We start from the raw sequence: 12,757 nt of genomic DNA, 5'->3' as shown, positions 1-12,757 counted from the left end.
GTTCCTATACACGGTGGAAAGCCAGCGCCGATGACGAACCTGTTGCTGTATCAGCGTATTGCCCAACAGTTGGCCGAAGACATCCGCAAGGGTGTGTATCAACCCGGCGAGCGTGTGCCTTCGGTCCGCAAGATGAGCGCCCAGCTCAATGTCAGCCACGCCACAGTCTTGCAGGCTTACGCCAACCTCGAGGATCAAGGGCTGATCCGCGCCCGTCCTCAATCGGGCTATTACGTGCACCAGACGCCGGCGCTCACGGCGCCCACCCCGGACATTGCCCGGGTGGAACGGCCAGGGTTGGTTACCCGCAGCAGTATCATTCAACAGGTGCTGGATGAGTCCAGGCGCGACGGTGTGTTCGCCCTTGGTGCCGCTGTGCCCCATGTTGAATACCTGCCCGTGCGGGCGCTGCACCAGCAGATCGCCAAGGTCACCCGCTTCCAGAGCCCGCGGGCGTTCAGCTACATGTTCAGCCCTGGCTACGAACCCTTGCGCCGGCAGATCGCCATTCGCATGCGCGATGCTGGCGTGGTGGTCGACCCTTCCGAACTGGTGATTACCCATGGCTGCGTGGATGCCTTGCAAATGGCCTTGCGCACGCTCACGCGCCCGGGGGACCTGATTGCCGCAGAATCACCGACCTATTACGGCCTGCTGCAGCTGGCCGACCTGCTGGGCTTGAAAGTGATAGAGATCCCCAGCGACCCCACCGCCGGGATCAGCCTGGAGGCTTTGCAGCTGGCGGCGAATCAGTGGTCGATCAAGGCGCTGATGATGACCTCCCGGCTGAGCAACCCCTTGGGCGGCGTGGTGCCGGAAGAGCGGCAGAAACAGCTGCTGCGCCTGGCCGCCGAATTCAACATCCAGATCATCGAAGATGATATTCACGGCGAGCTGATGTTTGATCAGGGGCGACACAAGGCCTTGAAGGCCTATGATCGCCACGGCCATGTGATCTACTGTTCAAGCTTTTCCAAAACGCTTTCTCCAGGTGTTCGTATTGGCTGGATGATCGCCGGCAAGCACCAGGCCGAGATCCAGCGGTTACAGACCTTCAGCACGCACTCAGCGTGCAGCGTCACCCAGATGGCCATCGCCAGTTATCTGGAGAACGGCGGTTACGATCGGCATTTGCGCCACATCAGGCAGGAGTACCGCAAGAACCTCACCGCGTATCAGCTTGCGGTTCAGCAGCATTTTCCCGTAGGCACTCAAATGACGCGGCCAATCGGGGGCTTCATTCTGTGGGTGAGCCTGCCGGGGCGAGTGAATACGCAGGAATTGCACGTTCGTGCCCTGGATCAAGGGATCAGCATCGCGCCTGGGCTGATCTTCAGCAACACGGAACAATTCAATCACTGTATCCGCCTGAACTGCGGCATCCCCTGGGATCGTGAGGCGGAGCGGGCGCTCATGACCCTTGGCGTGCTGGCCACGCAATTGTGTGAAGAGACAGGGAACAGCGCATGGTACTGAGCGGTCGGAACTGCAAGCGGTTCGCCTCTTGCCATCGCAGCTGGCGAGGGTGAGCATAGGGGGTGTCCGACCGTGGTGGCCAGCCTGAAATGAACTGTCTCAAGCCTCTGCTCTGCCTGCTGACTGTGTTAGCCACGCCGCTGATCGCGGCGCCTGTTGGAGCGGCCGCTCCCGAGCAATTCACGTTGGGCGCGCCAGCCCCGGTGTCGTCCTCACTACCCGCCACGCCCGCTGCCAAAGCGAAGCCCTCGAAACAGGCGCTCGCCAAGTCGCAAGGCAAGGCCACGTCCAAGCCGGTAGCAGCGGCAAAGGGCAAGGCATCGAAGGCAGTGGCCAGTAAATCCAAGGCTCGCAAATCGGCGGATGTGATCGCCTCGGATATCCCGGCGGCCAAGCTGGACCTCAGCTTGCCGAAGGACATGGTCAACCAGCTCCAGCCGCCAGGCCAGGCCGAGGCGGCCAAGCCAGTGGCCGCCGCGCCCAGCGCCGACGGCAAGCCCTTGCTGCCCTCGCTGTTCACTTCGAAGGACGGGGCAGAGCCGTTCCAGCTGAACGGGCGCCTGCTTACTAATGAAATGGACCTGCAACTACGTAATGAAAGCCGCCGAGAGGTCGACGGCGCCGCGCTGGATTTCAAGTTCAAGCAGTAGCGCTACGGCCCCGGCCTTTGTGCGACACGTCGAACAGAGGTTTCAAACACCTGTTTGGGCGGTTACTATCGCGGGGCGCCATCCCATTATTCTCGTCCTGGAGTAGCTCCGTCATGCTATGCCGCGCAGGTTGCGGTGCGTGCTGTATCGCACCGTCCATTTCTTCCCCGATTCCGGGTATGCCCAACGGCAAACCTGCGGGTGAGCGCTGCGTGCAACTTGGGCCGGACAACCTGTGCCAGATTTTCGGCCGCCCGGAGCGGCCGGCGGTGTGCAGTGCTTTCCAGGCTGACGTAGCCTTTTGCGGTACGGACAATCTGGATGCGGTGCGGATACTCACTTGGCTGGAAGGGGCTACCGGGAGTGAAAGGGCGCAGACCTGCATCTCGTGAATAAAAAGGAAAACCTATGAGAGCGATGTATCGAGTGGCCGCGTTTTGCGTGCTGCCGTGGATTTCGGCGCAAGCCATTGCCGAGGATTGGCAGGTTGTAAAGGACGAGGGCGGCATTACCGTGTCCCTCAGCAGTGTCCCTGGGTCCGATTACAAAGCCTATAAAGGGGTAGCGACGATTCATGCGCCCCTGGCACGGGTGCGTGCGTTGCAGGAAGACGTAGCGGGCGCCTGCGCCTGGATTCACGAGTGCAAGGCTCAGAAGCTGCTCAAGCACGAGGGAGCCCAAAGCTGGACCTACACGCAGTTCAATACGCCGTGGCCGGTAACGCCACGCGACTCGGTGTTGCAGGTGACTACCAGCGAGGGTGCCGATGGCAGCTTAACTCGGACGCTGAAGGGCGTCCCTACCTACCTGCCGGAGGAAAAGGGCTTTGTGCGTGTTGCCCAGGTAGAGGGTTTCTGGAAGATGGAGCCCAAGGGGGCGGACACGATTGTCACTTACCAGGTACATACCGAACCGGGCGGTAGCGTCCCGTCCATGATTGCGAACAAGTTCGTGGTCGATGCTCCCTTCAATACACTCAAAGGTTTGAAAGCCAAAGCCGAGCAGCCTTGAGCGGAAGGCTCGAGCGGTAGAAGTACCAGGCCCTTCAAGGTGAAGGGCCTGGTCCGGTTCAGGCTTTGTGGATAGCGTTGGTGGCTATCCAGTGGTTCTGGCTGTAGCGCAACGTGCCCAGCGCTGTGATCACCTTTTCACGTACCTGCGCGTACCCATCGGCACCATCGCTGAAAGCGTGGGTGGAGCGAACGATACGGACCGTGACAGGCTCATCGCCCGTGGCGTCGTAGGGTCCGCACCAACCGAGGCTGCTCGACGCCGCAAACGAGATGCTGGTCCAGGCAAGTTCACCGTTGCGGCGCACCTCCATGACATTGGCCCTTACCTGTACGCCGCCCTTATTGACCCGGGCCCACAGGCCTTCAAGCCACGTTTCGGGCAGCAACAGCGGGGCCAGTGCTTCGGTCAGTTGCGTTGCCCTGATCTCCGGTACTTCCAGCCCCAGCAGCCCAGCCAAGGTAAAGGTGCCTTCCTGAGCAATCTCTGAGGCCTTGCTGGAAGTCGCTACCCACTGTAGGTGGCCCAGGGTCGCCAGGCGAGCCTTGTCCCAGCGCTCCGGGTCCGTGAACGGCTCGGCCGTTTTTCCGGCCTGCAACTGGGCGAGGAGGGCGCTGTCCAGGGCGTCGCTTATCAGCAGTGCATCCGCGTCTGAAGGCGCGAAGACAAGCGAAGTGGCGTTTCGATAAATGTCATATGGGGCGGGATCCATGCAGCCTCCTGGCAAATGCGCGACAGCCGATCAGGCGAGGTCAAGACTCTCGAAGAAGTTCTCGGAGGCCACGCCAAGCTTTTTACGAATGGTGGCTTCTACGCTTGTGTAGAAGTCGTAGTTGAGCGTCCACTCGTTAGCCACATGGGTGAGGTCCACGTGCTCGGCTTTCCAGCTCCAGAACCAGAAGCCACCGCTGGATTTTTTGCGGGTGAAGATCATGGCATGGTCATACATGACTACTTCATCATCGCTCTGCAGACACGGCAGGATGTCGAACGCGCCATTGGAGCTTTGGCTGGACGATTTTTCGAGCTTGAGGTTGGCTGCCTCGTTGCTCTTCAATGCATCTACCGCCAGCTGGGTGATCTCAAGAATCGAGGCCGCATTGGCCCCAGCCGCTGCCTGGATCAGCTGCAAGGCAACCTGTTCCATGGTGAGGTCGGTTTTTGAATGCTTGTACTCGCTGAGCTGATTGTTGCTACCGATCCAGCCCGCATGCTTGAGTACCTCAGTGTACTTGGCGTACCACTGCAAGCGCTGCGAAAGTTGGTCGTAGGCGGCATCGGCCGCGCTCTGCGCGATCTGAGTGCAGTACTTGACGGCTTCCCTGTATTTTGGCTCGAGGGCGGAAGTGAAGGCGATGAGCTTGTTGCCCTGGAGGCCGGCGCCGGGGCCGGTTTCGCTAGGCTGCAGTACGGGTGGTGTGTCCAGCGAAATGTCGTCCCCCAAAGGTGCGAGGGCTGGCATCGAGAGGGCGTTCAGATAACTGATACTTTGGTCGGGATTCATTTCAGCGTCCTTTCAGGATTTGGGCCGTGCTCAAGGCACGGCCCAATCATGACGCTGTGTATACGCCGAGCGCAGACGGAGCAATTTCCTCGCTATCCATCAGTGCCCGCCCCTGGATGGCGGGCAGGCAAACTTACTTGCGATCTTCCAGCTTTTGCAGGTCCCGCTTCGGTTCGCCAGTATACAACTGACGTGGGCGACCGATCTTGTAGGGGCTGGAGAGCATTTCCTTCCAGTGCGAAATCCAGCCGACTGTCCGCGCCAGTGCGAAGATCACAGTGAACATGCTGGTTGGAATGCCAATCGCCTTCAAGATAATACCCGAGTAGAAGTCTACGTTCGGGTAGAGATTGCGCTCCTTGAAATAAGGGTCGTTGCGCGCAATTTCATCCAGGCGCATGGCAAGTTCCAGTTGCGGGTCGTTCTTGATGCCAAGTTCGGCCAACACTTCGTCGCAGGTCTGTTTCATTACCTTGGCGCGAGGATCGAAGTTCTTGTACACCCGGTGGCCGAAGCCCATGAGTTTGAACGGGTCGTTCTTGTCCTTGGCCTTGGCAATGTACTTGTCGATGTTCGACACGTCGCCGATTTCATCGAGCATGGCCAGTACGGCTTCGTTCGCGCCGCCGTGGGCAGGGCCCCAGAGTGCGGCAATACCGGCGGCGATACAGGCAAACGGGTTGGCGCCCGAAGAGCCTGCCAGGCGCACCGTGGAGGTGGACGCATTCTGCTCATGGTCGGCGTGGAGGATGAAGATCCGGTCCATTGCGCGGGCCAGCACCGGGCTGATCGGCTTGATCTCGCACGGGGTGTTGAACATCATGTGCAGGAAGTTTTCGGCGTACGACAGGTCATTGCGCGGGTACATCATGGGCTGGCCCATGGAGTACTTGTACACCATCGCTGCCAGGGTGGGCATTTTCGCGATCAGGCGAACGGCCGAGATTTCCCGGTGCTGCGGGTTCTTGATGTCCAGGGAGTCGTGGTAGAACGCCGACAGGGCGCCTACTACGCCGCACATGATGGCCATGGGGTGGGCATCACGGCGGAAGCCGTTGAAGAACGTCTTCAACTGCTCGTGCACCATGGTGTGATTTTTCACGGTGCTGACGAACTTTGCCTTCTGCTCGGCGTTTGGCAGTTCGCCATTAAGCAGCAGGTAGCAAGTTTCGAGGTAGTCGGAGTTTTCGGCGAGTTGTTCGATAGGGTAGCCGCGGTGGAGCAATACACCCTGGTCGCCATCGATGTAGGTGATCTTCGATTCGCACGACGCGGTGGACATGAAGCCCGGGTCGAAGGTGAAGCGACCGGTAGTGGTCAGGGTCCGCACGTCAATTACTTCGGGACCAACGGTGCCGGTTAAAATCGGCAGCTCGACGGGGGCTGCGCCCTCGATGATCAACTGCGCTTTTTTGTCAGCCATGTGGCCTCCTATTAATGCTTCAAATCATCAGACAGACCCCCCACGCAGGGCCCGCACCACTATAGTGTGATAAATCCTAAAGTCAATTTGCCAAAAGCCTGCCGTACAGGCCTTCGAGCGGTATCGATTCCGCCGTTTTCCATCGCCGTTTACGCCTTTTCGAGAGGCGTCGCAACACGGTTTGCGGAACAGTCCTTTACGTTGTCATTAGTATCCTAACTGTCTATACTCGGCGTCCGACCGTCAGGGGCTTTCCGGCCCGCTCCGCTGTCGTGTCACTCCCCGGGTGGTGGGTACCTGACCAGTACACTTCCCTACAACTTTGCCCTGCTTGCTGGGGGCTCTTCAGTGTGAAAAAAGCCGTGAATAGCCAACGACCTGTAAACCTAGACCTAAGGACCATCAAACTTCCCGTCACTGCTTACACGTCCATTCTCCATCGCGTTTCCGGTGTCATCCTGTTTCTTGGCATTGCCATCGCGCTCTACGCGCTGGGCAAGTCGCTGGGTTCCGAGGAAGGCTTTGGCGAGGTGAAGGCGTATCTGACCAGTCCGCTGGCCAAGCTTGTGATGTGGGGCCTGCTCTCCGCTCTGCTTTATCATCTGGTGGCCGGTGTTCGCCACCTGATCATGGACACTGGCGTGGGTGAGACGCTCGAGGGCGGCAAGCTCGGCTCCAAGATCGTCATCGTCGTTTCTGTAGTGCTGATCGTTCTGGCGGGAGTCTGGATATGGTAACCAACGTCACTAACCTGTCCCGTTCGGGCCTTTACGACTGGATGGCGCAGCGGGTTTCGGCCGTCGTTCTCGCGGTGTACTTCATTTTCCTGATCGGCTACCTGGTGGCACACCCCGGGCTGAACTACGCCCAGTGGCATGCCCTGTTCTCCAATAACTGGATGCGCATCTTCAGCTTGCTGTCCCTCGTTGCCCTCAGCGCTCACGCCTGGGTCGGCATGTGGACCATCTCCACCGACTACCTCACGCCGATGGCGCTGGGCAAGTCGGCGACTGTCGTGCGGTTCCTGTTCCAGGCGGTGTGTGGCGTAGCAATGTTCGCCTACTTCGTCTGGGGTGTGCAGATTCTCTGGGGTATTTGATTCATGTCCAACATCCGTACGCTCAACTACGACGCCATCATCATCGGTGGCGGCGGCGCCGGCATGCGCGCCGCGCTGCAACTGGCTCAAGGCGGCCACAAGACCGCCGTGGTCACCAAGGTCTTCCCGACCCGCTCGCACACCGTATCGGCCCAGGGTGGCATCACCTGCGCAATCGCTTCGGCGGATCCGAACGATGACTGGCGCTGGCACATGTACGACACCGTAAAGGGGTCGGACTACATCGGTGACCAGGACGCGATCGAATACATGTGCCAGGAGGGCCCGGCTGCGGTCTTCGAGCTGGACCACATGGGCTTGCCGTTCTCCCGTACCGAAACCGGCCGCATCTACCAGCGCCCGTTCGGTGGCCAGTCCAAGGACTTCGGCAAGGGTGGCCAGGCTGCGCGTACCTGCGCTGCGTCCGACCGTACCGGTCACGCCCTCCTGCACACGCTTTATCAGGGCAACCTGAAAGCCGGTACCACCTTCCTCAACGAGTGGTACGCGGTCGACCTGGTCAAGAACCAGGACGGCGCCTTCGTCGGCGTCATTGCCATCTGCATCGAAACCGGCGAAACCGTCTACATCCGAGCCAAGGCCACCGTACTGGCTACGGGCGGGGCAGGGCGTATCTACGCTTCCACCACCAATGCCCTGATCAACACCGGTGACGGCGTGGGCATGGCCCTGCGGGCCGGCGTGCCGGTGCAGGACATCGAAATGTGGCAGTTCCACCCCACCGGCATCGCCGGCGCCGGTGTACTCGTCACTGAAGGTTGCCGCGGTGAAGGCGGTTACCTGATCAACAAGCACGGCGAGCGTTTCATGGAGCGCTATGCGCCCAACGCCAAGGACCTCGCCGGCCGCGACGTGGTCGCCCGTTCGATGGTCAAGGAAATCATCGCCGGCAACGGCTGTGGCCCGAACGGCGACCACGTGATGCTCAAGCTGGACCACCTGGGCGAGGAAGTGCTGCACAGCCGCCTGCCAGGCATCTGCGAGCTGTCGAAAACCTTCGCCCACGTCGACCCTGTGGTCGCGCCGGTGCCGGTTGTTCCAACCTGCCACTACATGATGGGCGGCGTTGCCACCAACATTCATGGCCAGGCGATGACGCAGGACGCCAGCGGTCAGGATGTGATCATTCCAGGCCTGTTCGCGGTCGGTGAAGTCGCGTGCGTATCGGTTCACGGTGCCAACCGCCTGGGCGGCAACTCGCTGCTCGACCTGGTGGTATTCGGTCGCGCCGCTGGCCTGCACCTCGAGAAAGCGCTCAGCGACGGTATCGAATACCGTGACGCGAGCGCCACCGATGTGGACGTTGCCCTGGCTCGCCTGAGCGGCCTGAACGAACGCACCACCGGTGAAGACGTGGCAACCCTGCGTCGCGAGCTGCAGAACTGCATGCAGAACTACTTCGGCGTATTCCGCACCGGCGAATACATGCAGAAGGGTATCGCTCAGCTGGCGACCCTGCGTGAACGAATTGCCAATGTGAAGATCAACGACAAGAGCCAGGGGTTCAACACCGCCCGCATCGAGGCGCTGGAACTGCAAAACCTGCTGGAAGTCGCCGAGGCCACCGCGATCGCGGCCGAGGAGCGCAAGGAATCGCGTGGTGCCCATGCCCGCGAAGACTACGAAGACCGTGACGACGAAAACTGGCTGTGCCACACCCTTTACTACCCGGGTGAAAAGCGCGTCGCCAAGCGTGCCGTGAACTTCGCGCCGAAAACCGTGCCGGCTTTCGAACCTAAAGTCCGGACCTACTAAGGGTGATGACCGCTATGTTGCAAGTCAGTGTTTATCGTTACAACCCGGACCAGGACGCCGCACCGAAGATGGTCGACTTCCAGGTCGATACCGGCGGCAAGGACCTGATGGTTCTGGACGTACTCGCGCTCATCAAGGAACAGGACGAGGGCTTCTCGTACCGTCGTTCCTGCCGCGAGGGTGTTTGCGGCTCCGACGGCATGAACATCAACGGCAAGAACGGCCTGGCGTGCATCACGCCGCTGTCTGCCGTGGTGAAGGGCAACAAGCTGGTATTGCGCCCGCTGCCTGGGCTGCCGGTCATTCGTGACCTGGTCGTCGATATGAGCATCTTCTACAAGCAGTACGAAAAAGTTAAGCCGTACCTGCAGAATGACACCCCGGCACCGGCCATCGAGCGGCTTCAGTCGCCCGAAGACCGCGAGAAGCTGGACGGCCTGTACGAGTGCATTCTGTGCGCTTGCTGCTCCACGTCCTGCCCGTCGTTCTGGTGGAACCCGGACAAGTTCCTGGGCCCGGCCGCGCTGCTTCAGGCTTACCGATTCCTCGCGGACAGCCGCGATACGCGCACCGAAGAGCGTCTGGCCGCAATGGACGATCCCTTCAGCGTGTTCCGCTGCCGCGGCATCATGAACTGCGTGAACGTGTGCCCGAAGGGTCTGAACCCTACGAAAGCCATCGGTCACGTGCGTAACATGTTGCTGCAAAGCGGCATCTGATCTACCCGCAGCACAGAAACACGCCGTGGTCGGGCCCGCCAGCTCGGCTACGGCGACAACTTGAGCAGACGCCTCACGGCTGACGCTTTTATTTGACGAAATGAGACCAGCAGGGGCATCCGGGCTGGTACCCGGACTATCTGCGTAACCCTTGGTGGCTGTGTTCGAGTCGCTGCACCGGACTTGTTCAGGCACACCGTGGTTCGCGCCGGTGGTGGCCCCTAACCGAGGGTGACCAAGCATGCAAGAAAGCGTGATGCAGCGCATGTGGGAAAGCGCCCACCTTTCAGGTGGTAACGCTGCCTATGTGGAAGAGCTCTACGAGCTTTACCTGCACGACCCTAACGCTGTGCCAGAAGAGTGGCGCACCTACTTCCAGAAGTTGCCCGCCGAAGGCAGCACCGCCCCCGACGTTTCGCACTCGACCGTTCGTGATCATTTCGTGCTGCTGGCGAAAAATCAGCGCCGCGCTCAACCGGTTTCCGCCGGGAGCGTAAGCACTGAGCACGAGAAGAAGCAGGTTGAAGTGCTGCGCATGATTCATGCGTACCGGATGCAGGGCCACCAGGCGGCCCAGCTGGACCCGCTGGGCTTGTGGCAACGGCCCGCTCCGGCAGACCTGTCGATCAATCATTACGGCTTGACCAATGCCGATCTTGACACGACCTTCCGTACCGGCGACCTGTTCATCGGCAAGGAAGAAGCGAGCCTACGCGAGATCCAGGAAGCGTTACAGCTGACATATTGCCGCACCATCGGCGCCGAGTTCACCCATATCGTCGATTCCGAGCAGCGCGCCTGGTTCCAGCAGCGCCTCGAAAGCGTGCGCGGGCGTCCGGTATACTCCCCGGAAGTGCAGAGCCATGTGCTGGAGCGCGTCACTGCTGCCGAGGGCCTTGAGAAGTACCTGGGCACCAAGTACCCGGGCACCAAGCGTTTCGGTCTGGAAGGGGGCGAGAGCCTGATCCCCATGCTCGACGAGATCATCCAGCGCTCCGGTTCCTACGGTGCGAAGGAAATCGTTATCGGCATGGCGCACCGTGGCCGCCTGAACGTACTGGTGAACACCTTCGGCAAGAACCCGCGCGATCTGTTCGACGAGTTCGAAGGCAAGAAGAAGGTCGAGCTGGGCTCTGGCGACGTCAAGTATCACCAGGGTTTCTCCTCCAACGTGATGACTTCCGGTGGTGAAGTTCACCTGGCGCTGGCGTTCAACCCGTCTCACCTGGAAATCGTTTCGCCGGTGGTAGAGGGTTCGGTCCGCGCTCGTCAGGATCGCCGCAACGATAGCGCCGGTGACAAGGTTGTACCCGTGTCCATCCACGGCGACGCCGCGTTCGCCGGGCAGGGCGTTGTACTCGAAACCTTCCAGATGTCGCAGACCCGCGGGTTCAAGACCGGCGGCACCGTGCACATCGTGATCAACAACCAGGTTGGCTTCACCATCAGCAACGCACGTGACGCTCGTTCGACCGAGTACTGCACCGACGTTGCCAAGATGATCCAGGCGCCGATCCTGCACGTGAACGGCGATGATCCGGAAGCCGTCCTGTTCGTGACCCAGCTCGCCATCGACTATCGCATGCAGTACAAGCGCGACGTGGTGATCGACCTGGTGTGCTACCGCCGTCGCGGCCACAACGAGGCGGACGAACCGAGCGGCACCCAGCCGCTGATGTATCAGCAGATCGCCAAGCAGCGCACTACCCGTGAGCTGTATGCCGAGCGCCTGGTGCAGGGCAACGCCATCACCGCAGATATCGCCCAGTCGCAGGTAGACGAATACCGCAGCGCACTGGACAACGGCCTGCACGTGGTGAAAAGCCTGGTCAAAGAGCCGAACAAGGAGTTGTTCGTGGACTGGCGGCCTTACCTGGGCCACGCCTGGACCGCGCGCCACGACACCCGCTTCGACCTCAAGACCCTGCAAGAACTGTCCGCCAAGCTGCTGGAAGTGCCGGAAGGTTTCGTGGTTCAGCGCCAGGTAGCGAAGATCTACGAAGATCGCCAGAAGATGCAGGCCGGTGGCTTGCCGATCAACTGGGGCTACGCCGAAACCATGGCCTACGCCACCTTGCTGTTCGAAGGCCACCCGGTTCGCATGACTGGCCAGGACATCGGCCGCGGGACGTTCTCGCACCGTCATGCCGTGCTCCACAACCAGAAGGACGCCGGGACCTATGTGCCGATGCGTCATCTGTTCGGCGGCCAGCCAAGCTTCGAGCTCTATGACTCCTTCCTGTCCGAGGAAGCGGTGCTGGCGTTCGAGTATGGCTATGCAACCACCTCGCCAAATTCGCTGGTGATCTGGGAAGCGCAGTTCGGTGACTTCGCCAACGGTGCCCAGGTGGTGATCGACCAGTTCATCACCAGTGGCGAGCACAAATGGGGCCGCCTGTGCGGGCTGACCATGTTGCTGCCGCACGGCTACGAAGGGCAGGGGCCGGAGCACTCGTCGGCGCGCCTGGAGCGTTACCTGCAACTGTGCGCCGAGCACAATATCCAGGTATGCGTACCCACCACGCCTGCGCAGATCTACCATTTGCTGCGCCGCCAGGTGATCCGCCCGCTGCGCAAGCCGCTGGTGGTACTCACGCCCAAGTCGCTGCTACGTCACAAGCTGGCGGTCTCGACCCTCGAAGACCTGGCCGAAGGCTCGTTCCAGACTGTCATCCCGGAGATCGACAACCTCGATCCGGCCAAGGTGACTCGCCTGGTGCTGTGCAGCGGCAAGGTGTACTACGACCTGCTCGAAAAACGCCGTGCCGACGGCCGCGAAGACACCGTCATCCTGCGCCTGGAGCAGCTGTATCCGTTCCCGGACAACGATCTGGCCGAGATCCTCGCGCCGTACACCAACCTGCAGACCGTAGTGTGGTGCCAGGAAGAGCCGATGAACCAGGGTGCCTGGTACAGCAGCCAGCATCACATGCGCCGTGTGATCGGTAACCATAACAGGTCGCTGACGGTGGAATACGCCGGCCGCGAGGCTTCGGCCGCACCTGCCGTCGGTTACGCTTCGATGCACGCCGAGCAGCAGGAAAAACTGCTCCATGACGCTTTCACTGTCAACGCCAACGCGCACTGAACCGAATTAAG

The 12,757-nt window shown here is 60.6% G+C and carries 12 protein-coding genes; 9 read left to right on the top strand and 3 right to left on the bottom strand.

Annotation, left to right across the window (positions count from 1 at the left end):
• Nucleotides 1-30: 30 nt before the first annotated feature.
• The 4 genes from G7016_RS12235 (at nt 31) to G7016_RS12220 (ending at nt 3,137) form a co-directional block, all read left to right on the top strand.
• A complete protein-coding gene (locus tag G7016_RS12235) occupies nt 31-1,476 on the top strand; it encodes an aminotransferase-like domain-containing protein (RefSeq protein WP_181114460.1) in 1,446 nt (481 codons plus the stop codon).
• Nucleotides 1,477-1,565: 89 nt separating this feature from the next.
• Nucleotides 1,566-2,126, top strand: coding sequence for a hypothetical protein (locus tag G7016_RS12230; RefSeq protein WP_181114458.1), 561 nt, complete (start codon nt 1,566-1,568; stop codon nt 2,124-2,126).
• Between the two features lie 113 nt (nt 2,127-2,239).
• Nucleotides 2,240-2,518: a YkgJ family cysteine cluster protein gene (locus tag G7016_RS12225; protein WP_181114456.1), complete on the top strand. Its 279-nt coding sequence runs from the start codon at nt 2,240-2,242 to the stop codon at nt 2,516-2,518.
• Between the two features lie 16 nt (nt 2,519-2,534).
• Nucleotides 2,535-3,137, top strand: coding sequence for an START domain-containing protein (locus G7016_RS12220; protein WP_181114454.1), 603 nt, complete (start codon nt 2,535-2,537; stop codon nt 3,135-3,137).
• 58 nt (nt 3,138-3,195) lie between these two features.
• Here the strand turns inward: G7016_RS12220 and G7016_RS12215 are convergent, their stop codons facing one another.
• From G7016_RS12215 to gltA, 3 genes are all read right to left on the bottom strand, one after another.
• A complete protein-coding gene (locus G7016_RS12215) occupies nt 3,196-3,849 on the bottom strand; it encodes a hypothetical protein (RefSeq protein WP_181114452.1) in 654 nt (217 codons plus the stop codon).
• A gap of 30 nt (nt 3,850-3,879) precedes the next feature.
• A complete protein-coding gene (locus G7016_RS12210; protein WP_181114450.1) occupies nt 3,880-4,641 on the bottom strand; it encodes a hypothetical protein in 762 nt (253 codons plus the stop codon).
• A gap of 133 nt (nt 4,642-4,774) precedes the next feature.
• Entirely contained in the window at nt 4,775-6,064 is a 1,290-nt protein-coding gene (gltA, locus tag G7016_RS12205; protein WP_181114448.1) for a citrate synthase, read from the bottom strand.
• A 350-nt stretch (nt 6,065-6,414) separates the two neighbouring features.
• On the opposite strand from gltA, the gene sdhC reads away from it, so the two are divergent.
• From sdhC to G7016_RS12180, 5 genes are all read left to right on the top strand, one after another.
• Nucleotides 6,415-6,801 carry a succinate dehydrogenase, cytochrome b556 subunit gene (gene sdhC, locus G7016_RS12200; RefSeq protein ID WP_181114446.1) on the top strand — a complete coding sequence of 129 codons (387 nt, stop codon included), beginning with the start codon at nt 6,415-6,417 and terminating at the stop codon, nt 6,799-6,801.
• Nucleotides 6,795-7,163 (top strand): succinate dehydrogenase, hydrophobic membrane anchor protein, encoded by a 369-nt coding sequence (gene sdhD, locus G7016_RS12195; RefSeq protein ID WP_181114444.1) that lies wholly within the window; start codon nt 6,795-6,797, stop codon nt 7,161-7,163. The genes sdhC and sdhD overlap by 7 nt, the downstream gene beginning before the upstream one ends.
• Before the next feature lie 3 nt (nt 7,164-7,166).
• On the top strand, nt 7,167-8,939 hold the full coding sequence (gene sdhA / locus G7016_RS12190) for a succinate dehydrogenase flavoprotein subunit (RefSeq protein WP_181114442.1): 1,773 nt from the start codon (nt 7,167-7,169) through the stop codon (nt 8,937-8,939).
• 14 nt (nt 8,940-8,953) lie between these two features.
• A complete protein-coding gene (locus G7016_RS12185; RefSeq protein WP_181114440.1) occupies nt 8,954-9,658 on the top strand; it encodes a succinate dehydrogenase iron-sulfur subunit in 705 nt (234 codons plus the stop codon).
• Between the two features lie 241 nt (nt 9,659-9,899).
• Nucleotides 9,900-12,746, top strand: coding sequence for a 2-oxoglutarate dehydrogenase E1 component (locus G7016_RS12180; RefSeq protein ID WP_181114437.1), 2,847 nt, complete (start codon nt 9,900-9,902; stop codon nt 12,744-12,746).
• Nucleotides 12,747-12,757: the final 11 nt, after the last annotated feature.

This window comes from Pseudomonas japonica, assembly GCF_013522925.1.
In the GTDB taxonomy this organism is placed as follows: Bacteria; Pseudomonadota; Gammaproteobacteria; order Pseudomonadales; family Pseudomonadaceae; genus Aquipseudomonas; species Aquipseudomonas japonica_A.
The sequence above is the reverse complement of the archived record's forward strand: the minus strand, read 5'-3'. Positions and strand labels throughout refer to the sequence as shown.

What these genes read in the sequence shown, in the direction of transcription:
- G7016_RS12210 (WP_181114450.1), bottom strand. Translation starts at nt 4,641, where the DNA reads ATGAATCCCGACCAAAGTATCAGTTATCTGAACGCCCTCTCGATGCCA.
- G7016_RS12220 (WP_181114454.1), top strand. Translation starts at nt 2,535, where the DNA reads ATGAGAGCGATGTATCGAGTGGCCGCGTTTTGCGTGCTGCCGTGGATT.
- G7016_RS12225 (WP_181114456.1), top strand. Translation starts at nt 2,240, where the DNA reads ATGCTATGCCGCGCAGGTTGCGGTGCGTGCTGTATCGCACCGTCCATT.
- G7016_RS12235 (WP_181114460.1), top strand. Translation starts at nt 31, where the DNA reads ATGACGAACCTGTTGCTGTATCAGCGTATTGCCCAACAGTTGGCCGAA.
- G7016_RS12185 (WP_181114440.1), top strand. Translation starts at nt 8,954, where the DNA reads ATGTTGCAAGTCAGTGTTTATCGTTACAACCCGGACCAGGACGCCGCA.
- G7016_RS12215 (WP_181114452.1), bottom strand. Translation starts at nt 3,849, where the DNA reads ATGGATCCCGCCCCATATGACATTTATCGAAACGCCACTTCGCTTGTC.
- gltA (WP_181114448.1), bottom strand. Translation starts at nt 6,064, where the DNA reads ATGGCTGACAAAAAAGCGCAGTTGATCATCGAGGGCGCAGCCCCCGTC.
- G7016_RS12230 (WP_181114458.1), top strand. Translation starts at nt 1,566, where the DNA reads ATGAACTGTCTCAAGCCTCTGCTCTGCCTGCTGACTGTGTTAGCCACG.
- sdhD (WP_181114444.1), top strand. Translation starts at nt 6,795, where the DNA reads ATGGTAACCAACGTCACTAACCTGTCCCGTTCGGGCCTTTACGACTGG.
- G7016_RS12180 (WP_181114437.1), top strand. Translation starts at nt 9,900, where the DNA reads ATGCAAGAAAGCGTGATGCAGCGCATGTGGGAAAGCGCCCACCTTTCA.
- sdhA (WP_181114442.1), top strand. Translation starts at nt 7,167, where the DNA reads ATGTCCAACATCCGTACGCTCAACTACGACGCCATCATCATCGGTGGC.